At 74.5% G+C, this 23387-nt stretch carries 19 protein-coding genes; 9 read left to right on the forward strand and 10 right to left on the reverse strand.

The genetic code is table 11. The features are described 5' to 3' along the window. Positions 1-205 precede the first annotated feature (205 nt). From FM110_RS05460 to FM110_RS05480, 5 genes are read left to right on the forward strand one after another with little or no spacing between them, the layout of a single operon-like run. Positions 206-1399: a hypothetical protein gene (locus tag FM110_RS05460; protein WP_087103398.1), complete on the forward strand. Its 1194-nt coding sequence runs from the start codon at positions 206-208 to the stop codon at positions 1397-1399. Between the two features lie 13 nt (positions 1400-1412). Continuing rightward, on the forward strand, positions 1413-2036 hold the full coding sequence (locus FM110_RS05465) for a DUF4129 domain-containing protein (protein ID WP_234991933.1): 624 nt from the start codon (positions 1413-1415) through the stop codon (positions 2034-2036). Then, a complete protein-coding gene (locus FM110_RS05470) occupies positions 2033-3346 on the forward strand; it encodes a DUF4350 domain-containing protein (RefSeq protein ID WP_234991934.1) in 1314 nt (437 codons plus the stop codon). Before FM110_RS05465 ends, FM110_RS05470 begins: the two co-directional genes overlap by 4 nt. Continuing rightward, positions 3343-4380 carry an AAA family ATPase gene (locus FM110_RS05475; protein ID WP_234991935.1) on the forward strand — a complete coding sequence of 346 codons (1038 nt, stop codon included), beginning with the start codon at positions 3343-3345 and terminating at the stop codon, positions 4378-4380. The genes FM110_RS05470 and FM110_RS05475 overlap by 4 nt, the downstream gene beginning before the upstream one ends. Positions 4381-4398: 18 nt before the next feature. Continuing rightward, complete coding sequence (locus tag FM110_RS05480; protein WP_159457989.1) at positions 4399-5697, forward strand: DUF58 domain-containing protein; 1299 nt, start codon at positions 4399-4401, stop codon at positions 5695-5697. 15 nt (positions 5698-5712) lie between these two features. On the opposite strand, the gene FM110_RS05485 is transcribed toward FM110_RS05480, so the two are convergent. Further along, a complete protein-coding gene (locus tag FM110_RS05485) occupies positions 5713-6708 on the reverse strand; it encodes a stage II sporulation protein M (protein WP_087103400.1) in 996 nt (331 codons plus the stop codon). A 117-nt stretch (positions 6709-6825) separates the two neighbouring features. Between FM110_RS05485 and FM110_RS05490 the strand changes: the two genes are divergently transcribed. After that, positions 6826-7719, forward strand: coding sequence for an RDD family protein (locus tag FM110_RS05490; RefSeq protein ID WP_234991936.1), 894 nt, complete (start codon positions 6826-6828; stop codon positions 7717-7719). Positions 7720-7756: 37 nt separating this feature from the next. Here the strand turns inward: FM110_RS05490 and FM110_RS05495 are convergent, their stop codons facing one another. Together FM110_RS05495 and FM110_RS05500 are read right to left on the reverse strand one after the other, a co-directional pair. Then, the gene (locus FM110_RS05495; protein ID WP_234991937.1) at positions 7757-9643 is read right to left on the reverse strand and encodes a phosphomannomutase/phosphoglucomutase; all 1887 of its coding nucleotides are present in this window, start codon (positions 9641-9643) and stop codon (positions 7757-7759) included. Beyond that, positions 9636-9971 carry a DUF3499 domain-containing protein gene (locus FM110_RS05500; RefSeq protein WP_087103401.1) on the reverse strand — a complete coding sequence of 112 codons (336 nt, stop codon included), beginning with the start codon at positions 9969-9971 and terminating at the stop codon, positions 9636-9638. The genes FM110_RS05495 and FM110_RS05500 overlap by 8 nt, the downstream gene beginning before the upstream one ends. A 41-nt stretch (positions 9972-10012) precedes the next feature. On the opposite strand from FM110_RS05500, the gene FM110_RS05505 reads away from it, so the two are divergent. Next, positions 10013-10528 carry a metallopeptidase family protein gene (locus FM110_RS05505; protein WP_087103403.1) on the forward strand — a complete coding sequence of 172 codons (516 nt, stop codon included), beginning with the start codon at positions 10013-10015 and terminating at the stop codon, positions 10526-10528. Positions 10529-10648: 120 nt separating this feature from the next. Here FM110_RS05505 and FM110_RS05510 read toward each other — a convergent pair whose 3' ends face one another. Genes FM110_RS05510 through FM110_RS05520 form a run of 3 tightly spaced genes read right to left on the reverse strand, consistent with a single transcriptional unit; the run spans position 10649 to position 15786 of the window. Further along, positions 10649-12226 (reverse strand): DUF5719 family protein, encoded by a 1578-nt coding sequence (locus FM110_RS05510; RefSeq protein ID WP_087103405.1) that lies wholly within the window; start codon positions 12224-12226, stop codon positions 10649-10651. Next, positions 12223-15438 (reverse strand): glycosyltransferase family 2 protein, encoded by a 3216-nt coding sequence (locus tag FM110_RS05515; RefSeq protein ID WP_234991938.1) that lies wholly within the window; start codon positions 15436-15438, stop codon positions 12223-12225. The genes FM110_RS05510 and FM110_RS05515 overlap by 4 nt, the downstream gene beginning before the upstream one ends. Positions 15439-15468: 30 nt before the next feature. Beyond that, complete coding sequence (locus tag FM110_RS05520; RefSeq protein ID WP_234991939.1) at positions 15469-15786, reverse strand: WhiB family transcriptional regulator; 318 nt, start codon at positions 15784-15786, stop codon at positions 15469-15471. A gap of 237 nt (positions 15787-16023) precedes the next feature. On the opposite strand from FM110_RS05520, the gene FM110_RS05525 reads away from it, so the two are divergent. Together FM110_RS05525 and FM110_RS05530 are read left to right on the forward strand one after the other, a co-directional pair. Beyond that, positions 16024-17469, forward strand: coding sequence for a coenzyme F420-0:L-glutamate ligase (locus FM110_RS05525; RefSeq protein WP_234991940.1), 1446 nt, complete (start codon positions 16024-16026; stop codon positions 17467-17469). Next, complete coding sequence (locus FM110_RS05530; protein ID WP_087103408.1) at positions 17466-18188, forward strand: TIGR03089 family protein; 723 nt, start codon at positions 17466-17468, stop codon at positions 18186-18188. Before FM110_RS05525 ends, FM110_RS05530 begins: the two co-directional genes overlap by 4 nt. A 172-nt stretch (positions 18189-18360) precedes the next feature. On the opposite strand, the gene FM110_RS05535 is transcribed toward FM110_RS05530, so the two are convergent. Genes FM110_RS05535 through glf form a run of 4 tightly spaced genes read right to left on the reverse strand, consistent with a single transcriptional unit; the run spans position 18361 to position 23298 of the window. After that, on the reverse strand, positions 18361-19140 hold the full coding sequence (locus tag FM110_RS05535) for an ABC transporter ATP-binding protein (RefSeq protein ID WP_087103410.1): 780 nt from the start codon (positions 19138-19140) through the stop codon (positions 18361-18363). Beyond that, complete coding sequence (locus FM110_RS05540; protein ID WP_087103412.1) at positions 19140-20087, reverse strand: ABC transporter permease; 948 nt, start codon at positions 20085-20087, stop codon at positions 19140-19142. The genes FM110_RS05535 and FM110_RS05540 overlap by 1 nt, the downstream gene beginning before the upstream one ends. Then, a complete protein-coding gene (locus FM110_RS05545; RefSeq protein WP_234991941.1) occupies positions 20084-22126 on the reverse strand; it encodes a glycosyltransferase in 2043 nt (680 codons plus the stop codon). Before FM110_RS05545 ends, FM110_RS05540 begins: the two co-directional genes overlap by 4 nt. Positions 22127-22137: 11 nt before the next feature. Further along, positions 22138-23298 (reverse strand): UDP-galactopyranose mutase, encoded by a 1161-nt coding sequence (gene glf / locus FM110_RS05550; protein WP_087103414.1) that lies wholly within the window; start codon positions 23296-23298, stop codon positions 22138-22140. Positions 23299-23387: the final 89 nt, after the last annotated feature.

Consider the following 23387-nt stretch of genomic DNA (forward strand, 5'->3'; position numbering starts at 1 on the left):
TGGGCCGCCGGGCCGTGCGAGAGCACCACGGGGCGGCGACCCGTCGGCGAGGACCGGAGGCGGCCGGGCCGAGAGCGGACCGAGGTCGCCGCGATCATCGACCATCGTCGGATCGCACCGCGCACGACGGACCGTACGGTGAGGGCATCGCCCCGTGGGAGAAGCGAACCCCGTGGACGAAGCGACACGTGGAAGGAGCGCCGTCATGACCAGTCCCTGGACCGCCCCCGGCTCCGAGGGCGGGCGTGCCGACGAGGCGCCGCCGACGATCGCTCCGATGAGCCCCTGGGCCGATCCCGTCGCGGACTCCGACCGCGCAGCCGGTGCACCCGCCGGGACCGCCGCCTCCGAACGGGCCCAGCGCCGCGAGCTCGTCGCGCGCGCGCCGCTGTTCCCGCTGCGCCCTCTCGGCCTCGGGGAGATCCTCGGGGCGGCGACCGGGCTCTACCGCCTGCGCCCCCGCCGGATGCTCGTGGTCTCCGCGGTCGTCTTCGCGATCGCGACCGTCATCATCACGCTGCTGTCGGGGATCTCGCTGGTGCCGATGGTCGGCACCCTGCAGGCGACGATGGAGCAGGCCTCCACGAGCACCGGTGCGGAGGTCGACCTCGGGACGACGCCCGCCGAGGCGATCGCCGTCCTCGCCGGCACGCTCGCGACCTCGCTCATCTCGGTGATCGCGGTCCAGGTCGTCACCGCGGCGATGGCCCCGCTCGCCCTGGCCGAGGCGACGGGCCGCCCCCTCTCGACGAGCCGGATGTGGGCGAGCGCCCGTCGTCACGGCCCGCGCGCCGCGCTGCTCGGCCTGATCATCGCCCTCGCATCGGCGCTGCTCGTGGGCATCCTGATCGCCCTGGGCACCCTGCCCCTCGTCCTGACCGGCGGCGAGAACCTGTGGCTGCTGCTCCCCCTGGGGCTCGCCGTTCTGCTGTCGATCCTGGGCGTGCTGTGGCTCATGGCGCGCACGACCCTCGCCACCCCCGCCCTCGTCCTCGAGGACCTCGGCCCGGTCGCGGCGCTGCGCCGCTCCTTCGCCCTCACGCGCGGTCGCCGCCTGTGGCGGGTGCTGGGGATCACGCTGCTGCTGATGCTCCTGGCCTACGTGGCGATGCAGATGGTGGCCGGCGTCGTCTCGATGGTCGCGACGATCGTCTACATCGCGATCCTCGTCGCCACGCAGTTCCAGCAGCTCATGCTCGCCGTGGGCGTCATGCTGGTGCTGTCGATGCTCGGGAGCTTCATCGCCTCGACCCTGGTCCAGCCGTTCGTCTCGGCGGGCACGACCGTGCTCTACGCCGATGAGCGGATGCGGCAGGAGGCCTGGGACGTGGAGCTGAACCGGGCCTCGCGCGAGCGGCGCGACGAGGATCTCTCCGCGCTCGCAGCGGACATCCGATGAGGAGGCGCGCGAGGTGAAGGACGTCGATCCCGACGAGGCGCGGCGCCTCCTCCTCGACGAGCTGTCCGAGGGGCAGTACGCCCACCGCCAGAACATCCTCGAGCGCCTCTGGGGCATGCTCCGCGATCTCCTCGACGCTCTCCTGCAGGGGGACGGCGGGTCCCCCGCCGCGGGCACCGCCGTGGCGGTCGTGGTCGTGCTCCTCGCTCTCGCGCTCGCCGTCGTCCTCCTCCGGCGCCGGGGCATGCTGCGCCGGAGGGTCGCGCTGCGCGAGGAGATCGAGCTGACGGCGGATGCCGCCGTCCCCGCGGAGGAGCTGCGACGCCGTGCCGGCGCGGCCGTCCTCGCGGGCCGTCACGACGACGCGGTGGTCCTCGCGATGCGCGCGATCGTGCGCGACCTGTCCGAGCGCACGCTGCTCGAGGTGACCGACGGCATGACCGCCCATGAGGCGGCCGCCGATGCGGGACGCGCCTTCCCCGAGCTGCGCGGACGCCTCGCCCGCACCGCCGACGACTTCGACACGGCCGCCTACTCCCGGCGCACCGCGAGCACGCGGCAGGCCGAGGCGGCCGTCCGCCTCGCCGAGTACCTCGCCCAGACCAGCCCCGAGGCGTCCGTCCTGGAGGCGCTGTGACCGGGGCGGGCATCGACACCGGAGCGGTCCCCGGGGCTCCGGCGTCCCCCGAGATGGCGGCCGTGCCCGGGGCTGCGGCCGCGCCCGGGGCTGTGGCCGTTCCCGACGCCGCGGCGAGCAGGGCCCGACGCGGTCGGCGGCGCGGCGGGGGCGCGGCGCGGGAGGACCGCTCGACGCGGATCGCCGTGATCGTCGTCGTGCTGGCGCTGCTGGCGTCGGTCGCCTCCGTGCTGGCCCAGGGCCGTTTCCGCGAGGCGCCCTTTGAGCCCACCTCCCCGCTGCCCGCGGGCTCCAAGGCCCTCGTGTCCGTCCTCGAGGAGCAGGGCGCGGAGGTCGGGACCGTGCGCCGCACCGACGAGGCGGCGCGGGATCTGCGGGGCGGGGGCACCGTGCTGGTGACCGACCCGTCCGCCCTCGGCCGCGACCAGCTCGAGCTGCTGCGCTCCGCGCTCGATGCGGGCGAGGGCCGCCTCGTGCTGCTGGCCCCCGACTTCGGCTCCCTGTCCGTGCTCGCGCCCGGCATCCGCCCCACCGGGCGCGTCGCCGAGGACGCGCCCGCGATCCGGGCCGATGCGTCCTGCGCCGACGCCTCCTTCCGTGCCCGCTCCGTCCGGGCCGGTGAGCTGCCCCTCGAGGACGACGGGGAGCAGACCGCGCCCGGGCTGCTGTACACGGGCGGATCCGGCACCCGCTCGTGCTTCCGCACCGACGCCGGTGCCGCCGTCGTCCGCACCGACGACGTGATCGTCCTGGGCAGCGCCCGCTTCATCACCAACGAGGGCCTGCGGGAGGCCGACGGCCCCGCCGTCGCGCTCAACGCGATCGGGACCGCGGGCCCGGTCACCTGGTACCTGCCCTCGGCCACCGATCCGATGGCCTCCGACCTCGCGAGCCCGCTCGAGCAGCTGCCCCCGTGGACGGGCCCCGTCGCGCTGTGGCTGGCGGTGTGCCTGCTGCTGGCGCTGTGGGCACTGTCCTGGCGGCTCGGCCCCGTCGTCGTCGAACCGCTGCCGGTGAGCGTGCGCTCCCAGGAGCTGACCGTCGGCCGCGCCCACCTGCTGCGCCGCGCCGGGGCGCGGGACTCCGCCGCCCGCTCGCTGCGCTCGGCCGCCGCGGTGCGCCTGGCCGACCGCCTGGGCGTGCGCCGCCGCGAGGGCCTGGACGCCCTCATCGCGGCGATCGTCCCCCACTCCCGCCGCGACGGCGGCGAGATCCGCCGCCTGCTGGGGCCCGAGACCGTCGCCTCCGACGCGGAGCTCGTGCGCCTGGCCCATGAACTCGACCGACTCGAGAAGGAGATCGACCGATGACCGCTCTGCCCCCGCATCCCGCGATGCCCGATCCCGAGGACGCCCCGGATGTCCGCGCCGGCGCGGGTGCCGCCCTGTCCGACGATGCACCGGCGCGCGAGCGCCTCGTCGCCCTGAGCGGCGAGATCCACAAGGCCGTCGACGGGCAGGACGCCGCGGTCACGAGCCTCGTCGTCGCCCTGCTGTGCCGCGGCCACGTGCTCCTCGAGGGCGTCCCGGGCGTCGCCAAGACGCTGCTGGTGCGCGCCCTGGCCGCGTCGCTCGACGTCCAGATGCGCCGCGTGCAGTTCACGCCCGACATGATGCCGGGCGATGTCACGGGCTCCCTCGTGTACGACAACTCCACGAGCGATCTCGTCTTCCGCGAGGGGCCGGTCTTCACGAACCTGCTGCTGGCCGACGAGATCAACCGCACCCCGCCCAAGACCCAGTCCGCGCTGCTGGAGGCGATGGAGGAGCGCCAGGTGACGGTCGACGGCCGCTCACGCGCCCTGCCCGACCCCTTCATGGTGGTCGCCACGCAGAACCCCATCGAGTTCGACGGCACCTACGCGCTGCCCGAGGCGCAGCTCGACCGCTTCCTGCTCAAGGCCGTGATGCCGCTGCCGGGCCGCGACACGGAGATCGCCGTGGTGCAGCGCCATGCGCGCGGCTTCGACACCGGCGACCTGGCGAGCGCGGGCCTGCGCGCCGTCGCGGACCCCGACAGCCTGCGCCGCGCGCAGGCCGAGGTCGCCCAGGTGCGCGCGGAGGACTCCGTGGTGCAGTACATCGTCGACGTCGCGCGGGCGACCCGCCGCTCCCCCAGCCTCGCGCTCGGCGTCTCCCCGCGCGGCGCCATCGCGCTGCTGCGCACCGCGCGGGCCTGGGCCTACCTGCAGGGACGCGACTTCATCACGCCCGACGACGTCAAGACGATGGCCCCGTCCACGCTCGGCCACCGCGCGCGCCTGACCACCGAGGCGGATCTCGAGGGATCGCAGATCGAGGCCGTCCTGGCGGCCACGCTCGCGGCCGTCCCGGTCCCCCGCTGATCCAGGGGCGATCCGCTCGTGCGCATCCGACCGACCCCGCGCGCCGCGCTCGCGGCGCTCATCGCCGTGCTCCCGCTCGTGCTCGCGCCCTCGTGGATCACGCTCGCGATGTGCGCCGCCGTGCTCCTCGTCCTCCTCGTGGTCGACGCCCTGGCGGCCCCGTCGCCGCGGGCCCTGGTGGTGCGGCGGACGATGCCGGCCAAGGCGCGCCTGGGTACCGCGGTCACCGGGCGCCTGCTGGTGACGAACCCGACCGGTCGGCGCGCCGTCCTCGACGTGCGCGACGCCTGGGATCCGACCGCGGGGCTCGCCGCGCAGCGCTCCCGCCTGGTCGTCCCGCCCGGGGAGCGGCGGGCCATCACCCAGGAGTTCTCCCCCGTCCGACGGGGCCCGCACGCCTCGCGCACGGTGGCCGTCTCCTCGCGCGGGCCGCTCGGCCTGGCCCGGCGCACCGCCTCCCAGGATGTTCCGGGCACGCTGATGGCCCTGCACGCCTTCGGCTCGCGCCGCCACCTGCCCTCGCGCGTGCGGCGCCTGCGGGAGATCGAGGGACTGGCGGCGGTGCACCAGCGCGGCCAGGGCACCGAGTTCGACTCCCTGCGCGACTTCGTCGACGGCGACGACGTGCGCTCGATCGACTGGCGGGCGACCGCGCGGCGGCGCAGCGTCGTCGTGCGGACCTGGCGCCCCGAGCGCGACCGCCACGTGCTGATCGTGGTCGACACCTCGCGCACCTCCGCCGGCCGCGTGGGCGAGGCCCCGCGGCTCGACGCCGCCCTCGACGCGACGCTGCTGCTGACGGCCCTGGCCACGCAGGCCGGTGACCGTGTGGATGTGGTGTGCCTGGACCGGATCGAGCACGTGTCCGTGGTCGGCTCGAGCGTGCGCACCGTGCTCGCCGATGTCGTGGCCGCGACTGCGCCGGTGCATCCCGCGCTCGTGGAGACCGACTGGGAGCTCGCGGCCGCCACGATCCGGCGCCGGGCCCGCAAGGGCGCGCTCGTGGTGCTCGTGACGCCGCTCGAGCCCGCGGCGGTCCAGCAGGGGCTGCTGCCCGTCGCCGCCCGCATCGCCGCCGACCATCCCGTGGTGCTGGCATCGGTCGCGGACCCGGCGCTCGCGGCGATGGCGCGCGAACGCGGCGATGCGGAGGCCGTGTACCGGGCGGCGGCCGCCGAGCAGGCGCGGGCCGAGCGCGATGCGGTCGCCGAGCTGCTGGGCCGCAGCGGCGTCCAGGTCGTCGACGAGGTCCCCGAGCAGCTCCCGCAGGCGCTCGCGGACCGCTATCTCGCCCTCAAGGCCGCCGGACGGCTGTGAGCGGAGGTCGGGGGATCAGCCGGCGACGGCGACGCTGTCGCCCACGACCTCCTCGGACAGGTCCCCGGTGATCCCGCGGCGCGCGGCCCTGCGCCCCAGGACCCCGGCGTAGGCGAGGAACGCGCCCCAGGCCAGCGCCCCGATGCCGATGCGGACGACGGTGGGCAGGGGCGAGGGCGTCACGAACGCCTCGATGAGCCCGCTGACGAGCAGCACGGGCACCAGGCCCAGGGCGACGGTCACGAGCGCACGGCCCGCGCGGGCGAGCGCCCAGGTGCGCGGCAGCGGCCCCGGATGCAGCCACGCCCAGAACAGGCGCAGCCCGGCACCGGCGCCGACGGCGACGCACGTCAGCTCGAGCAGCCCGTGCGGGGCGATCGCCAGCAGGAACGTGCCGAGCTGCCCGTGCGCGCCCATGACCGCGCCTGCCAGGCCGATGTTCAGCCCGTTCAGCACGAGCATCCACACCGGCCAGACGCCGGTGACGCCGAAGACCACCGCCTGCAGCGTGATCCACGCGTTGTTGGTCCAGACGTTGGCGGCGAAGCCGCCGGCATCGCCCTGGACGTAGTAGGAGGTGAACGCCCCGGAGGCCAGGCGCCGCTGCGCGGCCTCGGGGACGAGGGAGGCCCGCAGCCCGTCGTCGAGCCCCAGGACGATGCCGACGAGCAGCGCGGAGCCGAGCATGATCCCCGCCGCCAGCGCGGTCTGCCACCGTGCGGACCACAGCGCCGCCGGGAGGTCCTCGAGCACCACGGCCCGCACATGCGCCCACAGCGGGGTGCGCGAGCCGATGATCCGGCCGCGCGCGCGGGACAGCAGCACGGAGAGCCGGGCGGTCAGGACGGGGTCGGGGTTGGTCGAGCGCACGGTGGACAGGTGCGTGGCCGTGCTGCGATACAGGGCGATGAGCTCGTCGACCTCGGCGGCCTCGAGGTGCCGACGGCGCACGAGAGCAGCCAGTCGGTCCCAGGTGGGGCCGTTGACGGCGATGAAGGCGTCGGTGTCCACGCCCTCACCCTAGGACCGTCCGGGAGGCTGCGGCCTTCGACGAAAGTCGCCCGCCGCGCCGCCGACGGGCGACCGATGGACGTGCCGCTCGCGCGCCGCACCTGCCAGACTCGTCCCATGAGCACGGCCATGAGCACGGCGACAGGCACGGCGACGGGCACCGGGGGCACGGTCTGCTCCGCGGGGCCCGCGGAGACCGCACGGCGCGAGGCCCTGGTGACGGGCGAGGCCGTCCTGCTGGACCTGCGGCCCGCATCCTTCGCGATGCGCATCCTCTCCTTCGCGATCGACGGCCTGGTGTCCCTCGCCCTCCTCGTCGGCGGGATCTGGTCGCTCGCGATGCTCGCCCGCTCCGCGTCCCTCGATGAGGGCTATCTCGCGGCCGGCTCCGTGCTCATCACCGCGTTCGCGCTCCTCGGGATCCCCGTGCTCGCCGAGACGGTGTCCGGCGGCAGGTCGCTGGGGCGGTGGGCCGTCGGCACGCGCGTGGTCCGGGACGACGGGGGCCCGGTGCATGTGCGCCAGAGCATCCTGCGCGCCGTATCCGCGCTGTTCGAGATCTGGACGGTGTCGGGCACGCTCGCCCTGGCGATCGCTCTCGTCGATGCGCGGTCGCGTCGCCTCGGCGACCTGCTCGCGGGCACGTTCGTGCTGCAGGAGCGGCTGCGGACGCCCGCGCCGACGCAGGTCGAGGTCCCCGGGCATCTCACGGCTTGGGCGCGCGGCGCCGATGTCGGCCGTCTGCCCCCGACCCTGCTGCAGGAGATCCGGACGTTCCTGGCCCGGTCGTCATCGCTGCACGCGCGCTCCCGCCGCGACCTCGCTCTCGACCTGGTGCAGCGGGTGGTGCCGTCGGTCTCGCCGCCCCCGCCTCCGGGCACGGACCCCGAGGCGTTCCTGCAGGCCGTGCTCGCTGAGCGGTCCCGGCGCGACGAGGAGCTCCTGCGGTCCCGCCGCGAGCGGGAGCTCGAGCTCGCCCGTCAGGTCGGGACGCTGCCGTTCAGCTCGTGAGGCGCATCGCCCCGCGGCGGGCGGACCGATGCGGCGCTCAGTCCTGGGCGGCCTCGCCGCGGTCGGCGATGAGGACGGGGATCCCGCCCTCGACCGCGTAGGTGCGCGGGCACGCCTCGCACTCGAGGGTCCCGGTGCCGTCGACGAGCTCGCCGCGGCACACCGGGCAGCGCAGGCGCGAGCGGACCCAGGAGGGGACGTCCGCCCGGCTCGCTCCCGGATGCGCTCCCCCAGTGCTCGGGCCGACGCCGTCGGACGCGCTCGGGGCTGCAGTGCCGGGTGCTTCAGTGCCGCGTGCAGCGCTGCCTGCCGAAGCACTGCCTGCCGCAGTGCTCTCCGCCGCGGCGGCGTCAGGTGCAGAAGCATCGGGCATGGTCGCCTCCTGGGGGATGATGTCGAGGACCTCGTCGCGGACGCGCTCCATCGTCGCGGCGTCCTCGGCCTCGACGTTCAGGCGCAGCAGCGGCTCGGTGTTGGAGGAGCGCAGGGAGAACCACCAGCGCTCGGGCGATGCCGGAGCGAGGCCCGCCGCGCTGGCGTCGGTTCCTGCGGGGTCCGCCGCAGCGGCATCCGGGGCCCAGTGCTCGACGGTCATGCCGTCGAGGTCGTCGATCACGGTGCCGGGCCGCGGGGCCATCACGGCGCGGACCCGCTCGCGGGCCGCGGCCGCATCGGCGATGCGCGAGTTGATCTCGCCGCTGGCCACGTACGGGTCGTGCTCGGCGACCAGCGCGGACAGCGGTCCCTCGGTCTCCTGCAGCGCCGCGAGCACGTGCAGCGCCGCGAGCATCCCGGAGTCGGCGAAGAAGAAATCACGGAAGTAGTAGTGCGCGGAATGCTCGCCGCCGAACACGGCGTCCTCGCGCGCCATCAGCGCCTTGATCAGCGAGTGGCCCACCTGCGAGCGGACCCTCCGACCCCCTGCCCCAGCGATCGCCTCGCCCACGTGCCGCGAGGACACGAGGTTGGCGACGACGACGGGCTCGTCCTCGCCCGCCGCCCGGGCACGGGCGATCTCCCGCACGGCGATGAGCGCGGTGATCGCCGAGGGCGGCACCGGGGTGCCGGTCTCGTCGACCACGACGCAGCGGTCGGCATCGCCGTCGAAGGCCAGGCCGAGGTCGGCCCTCTCGCGGCGCACGGCGTCCTGCAGCTCGCGCAGGGTGGAGGTGTCCAGCGGATTGGCCTCATGGCTCGGGAAGGTGCCGTCGAGCCGGAAGTTCAGCGGGACGACAGTCACGGCGTCGAGGTGCTGGGCGACGGCGGGCATCGTGTGACCGGCCATGGCGTTGGCGGCGTCGACCACGACGCGCAACGGGCGGCAATCCGGCACCGGGACCAGGCGGAGCATCATCGCGACGTAGTCGTCGAGGGTCTCGACGCTTTCGCGCGCACCGCCTTCGCGCTCCGGGATCTCCCCCGCCGCGAGGTAGGTCTCCGCCCTCTCGCGGATCTGCGCCAGGCCCGTGTCCCGGCTGATCGGGCGGGCCCCGGGTCGGCACAGCTTGATGCCGTTGTCGGGCGCCGGGTTGTGGGAGGCCGTGAACATCGCCCCGGCGAGGTCGTGCAGGCCCGAGGCGCAGTACAGCTGGTCCGTCGAGCTGAGTCCTGCGACGAGCACCCGGGAGCCGCGGCGGACGGCGCCGTCGACGAACGCGGCGGAGAGCTCGGGCGAGGAGACGCGCATGTCGTGGGCGACGATCATCCCCGCGCCGTCGAGGAGGTCCGCGAACGCGGCCCCCAGCGCCCGGGCGACGGGCGCGGTCAGCTGCTCCCCCGCCGTCCCGCGCACGTCGTAGGCCTTGACGATCGCGGAGAGGCCGACGGGCGCGGCGGAGACCTCGGTGGGCGCATCGACGGGCGTCGCCGCCGCGCTCGTGCCGGTCATGTCCGCATCCTGCTCGTGGGTGCTGCGGTCACTCATGAGGGCTCCTGACGACCTGGAGGTGCGGAGGGCGGCCCGGGCGCGGGTGCTCGACGGGCTGGGCCGGCGGCGCGGAGGGCCGCGGACGGACGGCGTCGGCGAGGGCGACGAGCTCGTCGGAGGCCTCGGCAGTCCCGGGGACCCGGATCACCCGCCACCCGCGCGGGACGGTCATCCCGGCGGAGTGCTCTGCGCACAGGTCGTAGGAATGCGGCTCGCTCGCGCGGGCCAGCGGGCCCAGCACAGCGGTCGAGTCCGCGTAGTTGTAGGTGAGCGTGCTGACAGCGGGTCTCGAGCACGCCGTCCGGGAGCATTCGCGAGCAGGCACGGGTCGGAGTCTACGGCGAGCGGGGCCGGTACAGTCGGACCATGGCACGAGGCGAAGGGCACAGCACCGCGGATCCCGGCGCGGACGGCACCGGCGCCTCCCGCCCCCTCCGCCCCTCGATCGCTCCCGCAGCCGTCGCCGCACGGCGGCCCCGACGTCGTGACCGCCACGGCCGCGGATTCCGCGGCATGCTCCTGCCCCCGCACTTGCCGGGGCATCTCACGCGGCGGGAGATCTTCGACGACACGGTCCTCGAGAGCGCCGAGGCCCTCATGGACCGCTTCGGCCGCCGCCTCGAGCACCTCGCCGTCTCGGTCCAGGAGATCCCCACCACCGACCCCGCGCCGTGGGAGATGCAGGCCGTTCCGCTCGGGCGCTACATCGCCCCGGATCGCGATCACCCGCCGCAGATCGTCCTGTACCGCCGCCCGATCGTGAGCCGCTGCTCCGCGCCCGGGGACCTGGAGATGCTGGTGCGCCAGGTCCTCGCCGAGCAGATCGGCGCGATGCTCGCGATGGACCCCGAGGACGTCGATCCGGGGGCCTGGGACCTCTGAGGCGCCGCCTCCCGTGAGCGGACCGCCCTCCTGACCCGACGGCGCGCACGCGCGAGCGCGCCGCTGAAGCGGGTGCGCCGCTGGGGCGGGTGCGCTCGCGGATCAGGCGGCGAGCGCGGGTCAGGAGGCGGCGACGTCGAGCGCCGCGGCGCCATCATCCGCCGGTAGCACCGGCAGCGTCGACAGCACGGCTCCCCCCGCACCGGCCGGGGAGGGGGCCTGCGCCCATGCGCCGTGGACGCCCCCGCCGTCGGTCGCGACGACCAGCGCCACCGGGGCGCCGCGCGTGCCCGTGAGGGAGGCGGCGGCCACGAGGGCCTCCCGTCCCGCACCCAGGCGCACGGGCACCGGGGTCCCGGCACCGCCGTCGGCTCCGAGCAGGATCACGGTCGCGGCGGTCTCCTCCGCGGACCACAGCGAGAGCACCGCATCGGATGCGCCGTAGGGCAGCGGGAGCAGTCCGGCGCCGCCGAGCTCCGGGGTCTGGCCGGCGATCGCGAACTCGACGGGCGCGCCGATCGTGTCACCCGGGAGGTCCTGCCCCACGACGGTCGAGCGAACTGCGGCGTCGACGGCCCCGTCGGCCGTCACGACCGCCGTCAGATCGCCGTCGCCGGTCCCTGCGAGCGGCACGGAGACGACGGCCCCGGGAGCCACCTCGATCCCCTCGCGGTGCGCCGCCGCGATCGGCCCGTCGGCACCGTGCAGGTCCACCGCCGCGGTGATCGCGGAGCCTCCGGGATTGCGCAGCACGAGGACCGGGGTCTGCCCGGGCGCGACGTGGACGGCGGGGATCACCTGCTCCGGAGCGCTCGGCGGCAGCGGGGCGAGGATCTCGCCGCCGCCCGGGGTCAGGCCGCTGCGCTCGGTGGTCTGCAGGTGCATCGCGAGCGGCGCGCCGACGGTCTCGACGCTCACCCCGAGCGCCTCCTGGCCGGGCGCCACGGATTCCAGGAGGAGGCGCTCCGTCGTCCCCGGGGCGACGACGATCCGGCTCGATCCCGCGAGGTCGGCGGGGCCGTCGGGGGTCGAGACCTGGATCGCGGCGGTGGCCGGGCGCGTGCCGGGGTTGGTCAGGACCAGTGCGCTCGAGGTCCCGGCCTCCGTGCCGGCCCCGAGGAAGGACGCCGACACGACCGGCTCGGAGCAGCGCGACAGGGAGAGCGAGCGGAAATCGCCGGCGGGCGTCAGGGCGGCCTGGCCGGCGACCGCGGCGAGGCCGCTGTCATCGACGGGCTCGGCGGCGACCTGCACGGGGCCGGTGGCCGCGGGGGCGGCGAAGGAGGTGTCGCCGTAGGCGCCCGAGGCGATCCGGGCACCGGCGACGGGGGCATCCCCCGCGCTCATGGTGACGCTCGGGGCCGGTGCGGTGCCGTCCGAGGCGAGCTGGGTCTGGGCACCGCTGGCACGGCCGAACAGCAGCGAGGAGGATCCCGTGAGCGCCGCACCGCGCACGGCGGTCTGGGGGCTCGGGGGGATCACCGCGAGCGCGGCGTCCCCGCCCCCGCTCAGGAGCTCGTCGGGGACCGTCAGCGGGCCCGGGCACAGCAGGTCGGCGCTGCGGGGAGGCGCCGTGGCCGTCGCCGCGGGGAGGTCCTCGGCGGAGGGGGCCGGCAGCTGCGCGAGGAGGACGCCCGCTCCCACCAGGGGGAGCAGGCTCAGCACGGCCAGGACGGGGCGGACGGTGCGACGGCTCACGGGGTCCTCTCCTCCGGGACGTGGGCTCGTCCGCGCCAGGGGACGGCGACGAGCGCCGTCAGCGCGAGCGCGAGGGCGAGCAGCAGCTGGGCGAGTCGGACAGCCGGGGCGTCCGTCGTGATGACGAGGCGACCGGAGGCGTCCGGGGGCACGAGGAAGCCCTGGGCCCAGCCGTCGACCGTGACGGGCTCGAGCTCACGGCCGTCCAGGCTCGCCCGCCAGGCGGCCGAGCGGTTCTCCGCCAGGGAGACGGTGCGCATCGCCGGGGCGGCCCCGACGGGCGCCTCGACGTCGATCACGGACGCCGCCAGGTCCTCGCGGGGCTGCCCCGGCGCGGTCGCGCCGATCGTCGCCCGGCCGTGCTGGTCGATCACGCGCCACAGGGAGCCTCCGGTGCCCTGCGTGACCTTCTCGAGCAGCGACGATGTGTCCAGGGCGGTGATGAGCGCGGGGTCCTGCTCGGGGTCGCCGGGAACGAGCACGTAGCCGACGGCGAGGTCCTGCAGGCCGGTGGGGTCGGTGTCGGAGGCCAGCAGGGCCGCGGTCGTGCGCAGCACTGCGGCGTCGTCCTTCGCACTGCCGTCGGTGCCCTGCGCTCGGGCCCGCTCGAGGTCGCGCGCCGCGGAGAGCGCGGAGGTCTGCGTCGCATCGGGACCGCCGGCGCGCACGAGGCGCGCCGGGACGGCGCCCGTGCGGGCCGCGCCGTCGCCCAGCACGAGCGTGCGGGTGCGCGCCTCCGATCGCCCCTGGTCCGCGGCGGCCGCCGGGATCTCCCGCAGCTCGCCCCGCGTCACCTCGAGCGCACCCGGCAGGGCGAGGGACCAGCCGAGGACGAGCGCGGCGGTGGACGCCCCGATCACGAGGGCGGCGAGCGCGGTCGCGCGGCGTCTCAGCATGCTCATCCGCGCCCCGCGCCGGGCGAGCGCGTCGATCATGCAGCCGGCGCCGAGCAGCAGGGCCAGGAGGGTCGCGGACATCGCCGCGTTCGCGGGGGCGCGCAGCACCTGGCCGTCGACGACGCCCGTCGGGACGGTGACGGTCACGATCGCGGCGCCGACGCCGAGGGCGGTCAGGAGCGCGGCCAGTCGACCGACGGTGCCCGCATCCCCCCGCAGGAACGGGGCCGCCAGCGCGCAGGCCGCCACCGGGATGAGCAGCAGCAGCGGCGCCCAGGCCGCGCCGTCTGCGCCCAGCGTCCCCGCGAGGGCCTGCCAGCCGCTGCCCGGGGCCAGGCGCAGGGCGTCGAGCAACGTCGATGCCCCGTCCGTGCCGACGCCGATCCCGTCCTGGGCCCCGACCGCCAGCAGCGTGCGCGGATGCGCGAGATAGCGGGGCAGGTACGGGAGGTGGAGCGCGAGGGAGGGCACGAGGACCCAGAGCAGGCGCACGCGGCGCCCGGGCACGAGCAGGGCGATGATCGCGAGGGCCGCGGCGGCGAGGACCACGAGCCCGGCCTGGACGGCGCCGATCACGAGCAGGAGCAGGCCGGCTCCGGCGGCCGCGGACACGCTGGCCTGCGAGCGCTTATGGGGCAGGCCCACGGCGCGCGCCACGGCGAGCGCCCACAGCGGCAGCAGCGTGTGGACGAGCGCGAGGGGCCAGCGGCCCTGGGCGACGGCCTCGAGCAGCGACGGGGCGAGCGCCCAGGTCGCGCTGAGCACGAGGCGCCCGCCGACGGCCCGGGTGAGGGCCCCGGCGGCCCACCAGGCCCCGAGGGCCGCGCAGGGGATCGCGCCCAGCAGGATCGTCTCGACGAGCAGCGGCCCCGGGACGGGGAGGTGCCCCAGGAGGCGGATCAGCGGGTCCGCGGCGACGCGGGCCCCCTGCCCGCTCGGGATCCACGAGGCCCACGCGGTCTCGAGGGTCTCGTGCCAGTCGGCGGGCAGGGGCACGAGGGCTCCGCCGCCGAGGTCGCCCCCGGCCAGGAGAGGGCGCAGGCCGATCAGCGTCCCGACCGCCGCGAGCACCCCGAGGGCGAGCGTCCACGCCGTGTGCCGACCGAAGTCGGCGTCGTCGGCCCCATGGGTGGTGCCGGCGATGCCCCAGGTGGTGCGTCGGATCCGACGGCTGCGCTCGTCATCGGCCAGGGTGCGGGTCCACAGGGACCCCAGGGACCGCCGCACGGCCTCGCGGCGCGGGAGGAACAGCGGGGCCAGGCGCGAGCGCGGCGTCCGGGCGCGCGAGGCGGCGCGCGCGGAGCGGGCAATGATGCCGGGGCCCGCGACCGCGGCGCGCAGCGATCCGACGATCTCGTCGAGGATCGTGGAGGGGCTGTGGGTCATGACCGCGCCGAGGGCGCGCCAGAGCGCTCCGAGCGGCAGCAGCAGGAGCGCGAGCACGGCGAACGGGGCGCGGCGCATCGCGAGCGCGGTGCCCAGGCGGCCTGCCCGGTTCGCGCGGCGCTCCGCACCGGTGCTCCCGCGCACGGGCGCCAGGGCCCGTGCCGCGGGGACCACCTCGACGCGGTATCCGCCGCGCCACAGCCGGTGGCACAGCTCGACGACGGCCCAGCGGTCGGGCAGCGCCGGATCGAGGCCGCCGACGCGGACCAGCGCGTCCTCCGCCAGCAGCAGTCCGTCCATCGGGAGGGCGAGGACATCGCGCCGCCAGTCGTCCTGGCCCTGGTCGATCTCGCCGCCGTCGACGCCTGTGACCACGCGCGCCGACCGGGTCAGGGTGAGTCCGACGTCGACGAGGCCGTCGGCCGCATCCGCAGCCGTGCCGCCGCGGCGCCGCCCGGACCCTCCGTCCCGCGCCTGGACGCGCTTGGCACCCGCCGCGGCGATGTGCGCATTCTGCGCGGCCCGGCGCGTGAGCTCCTCGAGGCAGCGGCGTCCCGGGTCGGATCCCGCCGGGACGAGCCACAGCCAGGAGCTCTCGCGCTGGAGGAGGTCGTGGGCGAGGTGATCGCCTGCGGCGGCGAGCGCGGCGCGGAGCCCGGGGCGGGCGGGCCGCAGGACCGCCTCGACCTCGTCGCGAGCCGCGATGGAGCCGGGATCGACGGCGTCGTCGCCGTCCGCCCCCTCCGCGGCCGGGGAGGCGTCGGCGGAGCGGGGCGAGATGATCACGAGCACGCGGTCGGGGGCGCGCGTCTGGGCGCCCGCGGCGGCCAGGGCGCTCTCGACGGCACGGGCGCGCGTGCCGGTATCGGCGAGGACGAGGGCGGTGACGACGGGGGCCGTGACGACGAGGGCCGTCGTGCGGGTCATCATGCTCGATCGAGGGCGCGCACGGCGCGGCCCTCAGACGGCCCGGCGCTTGAACTTGCGGCGCTCGCGTTCGGACAGTCCGCCCCAGATGCCGAACCGCTCATCGTTCTGGAGGGCGTACTCGAGGCACTCGGCGCGGACCTCGCACGAGACGCAGACGCGCTTGGCCTCGCGGGTGGATCCGCCCTTCTCGGGGAAGAAGGCCTCCGGGTCCGTCTGCGCGCACAGGGCGCGCTCCTGCCACGAGGGCTCGGCCTCCTCCGCCCCGTCGATCACCGTGAGGTCGAGGAGGGTGAGCTCGCGGGCGGCGTCCTCCGTGCGCTCGGAGTCCGGGCGGCGGCTCATGTCCATGCGGACTCCTTCGGTGCGTGGTGGGACGGTGCACGGGGTCCTCGCGGCGCGCCGCCGTGCGGGCACGGGTGCTCGCGCGGCGGGCATGCGGAGAGGACGACCTCTAAAGTACACCGGTGTAACTCGGGACCGTCAAGCCGCATCCGCGCCCGCGATGAGATGATCCCGGTCCCGGTGATCACCGTCTCATGGCCGACAGACGGCCGATCCACGGCCGAGCGCGAAGGAGCACAGACCGTGAACACTCCCCTGCCCGCTCCCCCGCCCGCCCCGCTGCCCGCCCCGTCATCGACCGCCGTCCCGGGACTCGCGGTGCTGCCCGTGACCGGTCTGGACGAGGTGCGCGCGGGCGATGATCTCGTCGCACTGCTCGCCGCCGCGCTGCACGGCGACGGACCGTGCCCGGCGCGCGACGGCGACGTCCTGTGCCTGGCCTCCAAGCTGGTCTCGAAGGCGCAGGGCCTCGTGGTGGATCCCTCCGCAAAGGAGCGCGCCGTGGAGGCGGCGACGGTGCGCCGCGTCGCACGGCGGCGTCACGGCGCCGTCGTGACCTCGGTGGTCGAGTCCGTGAGCGGTCCCGTCATGGCCGCCGCCGGGATCGATGCCTCCAACGCCCCGGACGGCCTGCTCCTGCTTCCCGCGGATCCCGATGCCGCCGCCCGCGCGCTGTGCGGTGCGCTGCGCGAGCTCCTCGGCGTCGAGATCGGCGTCATCCTGTCGGACACCTGCTCGCGGATCTGGCGCACGGGCGTGACGGATCTGGCCCTCGGCGCGGCCGGCGTGCAGGTGCTCGAGGACCTCCGCGGCGGCATCGACGATGCCGGTCGTCCCCTGGGGGTGACGGTGCGCGCGCTGGCCGACGAGATCGCCGCGGCCGCGGACCTCGTCAAGGGCAAGGCGACGCGGGTTCCCGCGGCCCTGGTGCGCGGCCTGCCCACGGGGACCGTCGCACCCCTCGGCGGCATGCAGTCTCCCGCGAGCACCGTCCCGGGAGAGCCGTGCTCCGCCCCCGCGCAGCCCTCTGCGGTCGGAGCGCGGACTCTCGTGCGGACCGGGGAGGGCGACTGGTTCCGCCGCCCCTCGCTCGAGTCCGTCTGGCAGGCCCTCGGGCTCGGCGAGGACGACGAGCCGATCGCCGCGATGGGCCCCGAGCCCGATCACGTGCGGATCGCCCGGGCGCTCGCGGTCGCGGCGACGCGGCGCGATGATGATCGCGATGATGAGGACGAGCAGGACCTCCTCGTTGCGCTCTCCCCCGCCGGCGCCGCGCCGACGGTCGACGGGCCCGTCGCGGACCCGGCAGCACCCGGGCCCGTCGCGGACCCGGCAGCACCCGGGCCCGTCGCGGACCCGGCAGCACCCGGGCCCGTCGCGGACCCGGCAGAACGCGGGCCCGTCGCGGACCCGGCAGCACCCGGGCCCGTCGCGGACCCGGCAGCACCCGGGCCCGTCGCGGACCCGGCAGAACGCGGGCCCGCGGAGGGCTCGGCGCCGCTCCTCGTCCACGTCGTCCCGGGCGGCGATGATCCCGCATCCTGGATGCGCGCCGGGGCGAGGGCCGAGCGCATCCGCACGGCGCTGGCCGCCGAGTCCATCGCCCGTCCCCTGCCGCCGGTCCGCGTCGTGGTGCGCGGCCCTGCCCCGGCCGCCGACCGCCGGCCCGATCCCCAGGAGGATGCATGACCGACTCCCGCTCCCCCGCGCCCCGCACGGGCCGCGAGCTGCTCGATGCCCTTGCCAAGCTCGGCCCGCGACCGGCCCTGACCTGGTTCGGCGCCGATGGCCGCACCGAGCTGTCCGGCCGCGTCCTGGGCAACTGGGTGATCAAGGCCGCGAACCACCTCGCCGACGAGATCGCGCTGTCGAGGGGCGATGCCCTCGTCCTGGATCTCCCGCCCCACTGGAAGCGCCTGGTGCTCGCGCTGGCCGGCTGGACGACCGGCGCGGAGGTCCGTGTCCTCGACCGCGACCCGGCGACGGCCTCGACCGCGCCGGTCCCGCCCGCTGACGTCGACGGGATGCTGATCGTCGCCACCGACCGCCCCGGGACCGAGCTCGCCGATGCCGCCGAGGAGCTGCTGGTGCTGGACGCCGTGTCGCTGGCCCTGCGCGCCTCGATGCCGCTGCCCCCGCTCGCGCACGACTGGGCGCAGGAGGTGCGGGGCGCCGGGGACGTGCTGGCCCTCGCCCCCGGCCCGTGGTCCGGCCCTGTCGTCGCCCCCGCGACCGCCGCCGACGAGGGCGCAGAGGTCCTCATCGGCTCCGACGGCGCGGACGGCTCCTCGGATGTGTCGGCGATGCTGGGCGCCTGGCTCCGGGGCGCCCGGGTGCTCGGACCCGTCGCCGCGATCGACGACGCGACCCGGGCCGCGGAGGGCATCGGCCCCGATCGCCCCGCCTGAGACCCGCGGGCGCTGCCGGATGCGCGAGAGCCCGACTGCTCCCCGAGGGGTGCGGCCGGGCTCTCGTCGTGTCGGCGGAGCCGAGGCTCAGCCGGTGCCGTCGATCAGGCGGCCCCGTCGATCGGGCGGTGCCGTCGATCAGGCGGAGCCGAGGCTCAGCCGGTGCCGTCGATCAGGCGGCGGTGGCGCGCAGGCGCGCGACCGCGGTGCGCGGATCGCCGTCGTAGATGATCTTCCCGTGCTCGAGCACGACGATGCGGGAGCACAGCTTCTGCAGCATCGCGAGCTCGTGGGAGACGACGATCATCGTGCGGCCCGCGACCTGGAGCTCGCGGATGCGCTTGATGCACTTCTTCTGGAAGGGCTCGTCGCCGACCGAGAGGATCTCGTCGACCAGGAAGATGTCGGGGTCCGTATGGACCGCGACCGCGAATGCCAGGCGCAGGAACATGCCCGAGCTGTAGTACTTCACGTCCGTGTCGATGAACTCCTCGATCTCGCTGAAGTCGACGATGTCCTGGAACCGGTCATCGATCTGCGAGCGGGTCATGCCGAGGATCGCGCCGTTGAGGTAGACGTTCTCGCGCCCGGAGAGGTCCGGGTGGAAGCCGGCGCCGACCTCGATGAGGCCCGCGACGCGGCCGCGCAGCATGACGCGCCCCTCGTCGGGGAACAGCACGCCCGAGATGGTCTTGAGCAGCGTCGACTTGCCCGAGCCGTTGAAGCCGATGAGCCCGACGGTCTCCCCGGCGTGGACCGTGAGGTCCACCCCGTTCAGCGCCGTGAACTCGTCCTTCAGCTTCTTGCGCTGGAGCGCCGCGAAGGCGAGCTCCTTGAGCGAGTGGTTGTGGCGCAGGTCGAACTGCTTGGTCACGCTCTCCACGCGCACCATCTCGCGCGTGAGGTCCGGCTTGGGCGGCGCGCCGGGGACGTCGATCGTGGAGGGTGCCATCACAGCTCCTGGGCGAAGCGGCGCTTCGTGCGCTCGAAGACGAGGGTGCCGATCGCGAAGACGATCGCGGAGGTCAGCAGGCCGACCCACCAGTACCCGAACGGGCCGTTGGACAGGGGGCCCAGCGGCGGGACCAGCGAGAGGTCCTTGTCGACCTCGACGGCCTCGACCACCTCGGGGCCGTAGCGCCAGAACGCGACGTGGAACAGCTCGACCACGATCGCGAGCGGGTTGAGCGAGTACAGCCACCACCAGATCGAGTCCTGCAGCGCGTCCTTGACCATCGTGATCTTGTACATGATCGGCGTGATCCACATGGCGACCATGGTGATCAGGTCGACGAAGTTCTCGATGTCGCGGTAGGCGGCGTTCAGCGCCGCCCCGATCATCCCGAGACCCATGGACAGCAGCAGCAGGATCACCATGCCGAGGAAGAACGCGATCGCCGCGGTCGGCGAGGGAATCCAGCCGTAGAGCAGCGCACCGATCGTCAGCACCAGGACCTGCGGGAGGAAGTGGATGAGCGCGACGATCATGGACGACCACGGGAACAGCTCGCTGGGCAGGTAGATCTTGGACACCAGCGCCTGGTTGCCCGTGATCGACCGCGTGCAGTTGCCGAACACCTCGCCGAACAGGTTCGCCACCACGATGCCCGAGAACAGGTACACCGCATAGGCCGGCATGCCCTTGTTCAGCTGCAGGAACACGCCCAGGGCCAGGAAGAACACGAGGAACTGCACGGCGGGCTTGACGTAGCTCCACGCCATGCCGAGCACGCTGCCGCGGTAGCGGACCCGCAGCTCCTTCTTGACCAGGAGGTGCAGCAGGAAGCGCTCGTAGAGCGGGTTCAGCCAGCCGTGGTCCTGCCCCGGCGTGCGCCAGCCCTGGGCCTTCTCGGCCTTGGACAGGCGTCCGATCGACGGGGCTGCGGCTCCGGCGCTCACGCGGTCTTTCCCGCGCCGGCGTCCTTCGCGGGGCGCTCGGGGGCGGGGTTGTCGCGGAACGTCTTCTCCCACGCCTCGAAGCTCGTCAGCTCGGGGGCGGCGGCGCGGAACTGCTGCTGCAGCTCCGACCAGCGCCGGGCGAGCTCGACGTGCGTGCGGGCGGTCTCGGCGAGCATCTCGCGCGCCTTGGCCCTGTCGCGCTTGTACCAGGAGACCTGCGTGCCCTCGGCGTTGGAGACGAGCGCGCTGTCGTACTGCGACAGGCGCCACCAGCGCGCGTCCTGGTGCGCGACGGCGGTCTCGGGGTTGCGGTCGGCGCGCTCCTTGACGGGCGTGGCCAGCTGCTTGACGAGGGTCTTGGCGGTCCACAGCGGAAGGCGGGAGCGACGCGGCTCCATGAACGGGCGCCCGCGGTGCGGGGGCTTGTCCACGTGCACGGCCGGGTACTCCTCGGCGTCCTTCTTGGCGCGCGAGTCGTCGAAGTCGGCCGCCATCTTCCGGATCTCCGGGAGCTTGGTGCCGATCTCGGAGTGCAGCGGCGAGGGGCCGCGCAGGACGTCGCGCTGGGCCATCATGCGCCCGGTCTCCGTGTAGTACTGCATGGAGATGATGTGCTTGACGTCCATGTACTGCGACTCGCGGATCACGCGGCCGCCCCGCGGGTACGGGGAGTGCAGGAGCGCGGTGATGATGCGGTTGCGCTCATGGAAGTAGGCCTGCCAGCCCACCAGGTCGTCCTTGTCGACCCAGCTGACGTGCCACACGCCCGCGCCCGGGAGGCTGACGGTCGGGTAGCCGGCCTTCTTGGCGCGCAGGCCGTACTCGGCGTCGTCCCACTTGATGAAGACGGGCAGGGACAGGCCGATCTTCTCGACGGCCTCGACGGGGATCAGGCACATCCACCAGCCGTTGTAGTCGACGTCCGCGCGGCGGTGCAGCCAGGGGGTCGTGCGCAGCGGGAAGAGCGCGAAGTCGTGGCCCAGGAAGTTGTCCGGGTTGGGCAGCGAGGGCTGGATGCGCCAGGGGTCGACGACCTCGCCGAAGGTGTGCAGCACCGAGCGGTTGTTGAGGTCGAACATGTGGGCGCCCGTGATCGTGGGCTTCGTCGCGTAGTCGGCGAAGGTCACCAGGCGGATGAGCGACTCGGGCTCGATGACGATGTCGTCGTCGCAGTTGACCACGTAGGTCGAGCGGCCCGCCTTCGCGGTCTCGTACATGCCGCGCGAGAAGCCGCCGGAGCCGCCGATGTTGCCCTGCTCGACGATGGTGAGCTGATCGCCCATCGACTCCTGGAGCGGGCCGAGCTCGTCGGGGTGGTCGGAAAGGCGGTCCGAGCCCTGGTCGATCACGTACATCGTGTCGAGGACCCGGCGCAGGTCCGGGTTCGACTCGAGGGTGCGGATGTTCTCGAGGCAGTACTCGACCTTGTTCATGGTGGTCATGGAGATCGAGAAGGTGCCCTCGGTGCGGGCGAGGGACGCCTCGGCGGACCAGTCCGCGCCGACGATCGTGAAGTCCTTCGAGCCCGCGTAGGCGTCGAACCAGTACCAGCCGCCGTCGCCGAAGGCGGTCAGCGGGAGATCGAAGACGTGCTCGCCGTTCTCGGTGACGACCAGGAACTCCTGGCGCTGGATCGCGCCGCGCGCGTTGGAGCGGTAGACGACGATCTGGCCGCGGCCGCGGGTGACGATGCGCAGGCGCACCGAGCGCACCGGGGTCCAGCGCCGCCAGTAGCTGGCCGGGAACGCGTTGAAGTAGGTGCCGAAGGAGCGCATCTGGCCCGCCGGGATCCGCACGCTGTAGCGGTCCGAGAGCTCGGTGGCGTCGACCTGCGCGGCGGGAGCGGTCGACCCTCCCGCGGCGTCGACCTGCTCGTCGCCGCCGCCGAGGCCGAAGCTCGAGGACACGGCGCTCGAGCGGGCGCTCTGCTGCTCGATGTACAGCGGGATGATGTCGGGCGTCGCCTCGAGCGGGAGGATCAGGCGGTGCAGGATGCGGCGCTCGGCCTCGGGCCGGGCGGGGGCGTCAGTGGTGGTCACGGGGTGTCTCCTCAGGAGGCCAGCAGGTCGGCCAGCTTGTTGTCGGCCACGGACAGCGCCGCGCCGATCGCCATGTGCATGTCGAGGTACTGGTAGGTGCCCAGGCGCCCGCCGAAGATCGTCCTCGGCTCGGCGTCGGCCATCGCCCGGTAGGCGAGCAGGGTCTCGCGGTCCTCGGTGGAGTTGACGGGGTAGTAGGGCTCGTCGTCCCGCTCGGCGAAGCGCGAGAACTCGCGCTGGATGATCGTGCGGTCGCCCGGGTAGTCGCGCTCGGGGTGGAAGTGGCGCGGCTCGATGATGCGGGTGAAGGGGACCTCGGCGTCGGCGTAGTTCATGACGGAGGTGCCCTGGAAGTCGCCCGTGGAATCCAGGCGCTCGGTCTCCAGGTCGATGGTGCGCCACTTGAGGTCGCCGTGGGCGTAGTCGAAGTAGCGGTCGACGGGGCCGGTGTAGACGACGGGGATCCGGCCGCGGACGGCCGCCTTGTTCAGCGGCTGGCTCTCGTCGAAGTAGTCGGTGGACAGCTGGACCTCGATGTTCTCGTGGTCGGCCATCTTCTCCAGCCACGCGGTGTAGCCGTCGGTCGGCAGGCCCTCGTAGGTGTCGTTGAAGTAGCGGTTGTCGTACGTGTAGCGCACGGGCAGGCGGGAGATGATCGAGGCCGGGAGGTCCTTCGGATCGGTCTGCCACTGCTTGCCGGTGTAGTTCTTGATGAACGCCTCGTAGAGCGGGCGGCCGATGAGGGAGATGCCCTTGTCGTTGAGGTTCTCCGGGTCCTGGCCCGCGAGCTCGCCGGCCTGCTCGGCGATCACGGCGCGCGCCTCGTCGGGCGTGTACGCGGCGGAGAAGAACTGGTTGATCGTGCCCAGGTTGATGGGCATCGGGTACACGACGCCGTCGTGAGTCGTGTAGACCTTGTGGACGTAGTCCGTGAACGTCGTGAAGCGGTTGACGTACTCCCACACGCGCTCGTTCGAGGTGTGGAACAGGTGGGCGCCGTACTTGTGGATCTCGATGCCCGTCTCGGGATCGCGCTCCGAGTAGGCGTTGCCGCCGATGTGGTCGCGACGGTCGATGATCGTCACCTTCGCGCCGTGCTGCGTCGCCGCACGCTCGGCGATCGTGAGACCGAACAGGCCGGAGCCCACGATCAGGAGGTCAGGGGTCGCCACAGGTCTGCCTTTCGATGGACTGCCGAACAGCCCCACAGTAGACCAGGCGCGAGCGCGTCCCGGGGAGATCGCCGGGGTCCGATGCCCCG

The sequence above is a fragment of the Brachybacterium nesterenkovii genome, from assembly GCF_900163655.1.
Lineage (GTDB): Bacteria > Actinomycetota > Actinomycetes > Actinomycetales > Dermabacteraceae > Brachybacterium > Brachybacterium nesterenkovii.

Coding starts and splice junctions, on each gene's coding strand:
- FM110_RS05505 (WP_087103403.1), top strand. CDS start 10,013: ATGGCACGAGGCGAAGGGCACAGCACCGCGGATCCCGGCGCGGACGGC.
- FM110_RS05460 (WP_087103398.1), top strand. CDS start 206: ATGACCAGTCCCTGGACCGCCCCCGGCTCCGAGGGCGGGCGTGCCGAC.
- FM110_RS05515 (WP_234991938.1), bottom strand. CDS start 15,438: ATGATGACCCGCACGACGGCCCTCGTCGTCACGGCCCCCGTCGTCACC.
- FM110_RS05495 (WP_234991937.1), bottom strand. CDS start 9,643: ATGAGTGACCGCAGCACCCACGAGCAGGATGCGGACATGACCGGCACG.
- FM110_RS05475 (WP_234991935.1), top strand. CDS start 3,343: ATGACCGCTCTGCCCCCGCATCCCGCGATGCCCGATCCCGAGGACGCC.
- FM110_RS05490 (WP_234991936.1), top strand. CDS start 6,826: ATGAGCACGGCCATGAGCACGGCGACAGGCACGGCGACGGGCACCGGG.
- FM110_RS05530 (WP_087103408.1), top strand. CDS start 17,466: ATGACCGACTCCCGCTCCCCCGCGCCCCGCACGGGCCGCGAGCTGCTC.
- FM110_RS05535 (WP_087103410.1), bottom strand. CDS start 19,140: ATGGCACCCTCCACGATCGACGTCCCCGGCGCGCCGCCCAAGCCGGAC.
- FM110_RS05520 (WP_234991939.1), bottom strand. CDS start 15,786: ATGGACATGAGCCGCCGCCCGGACTCCGAGCGCACGGAGGACGCCGCC.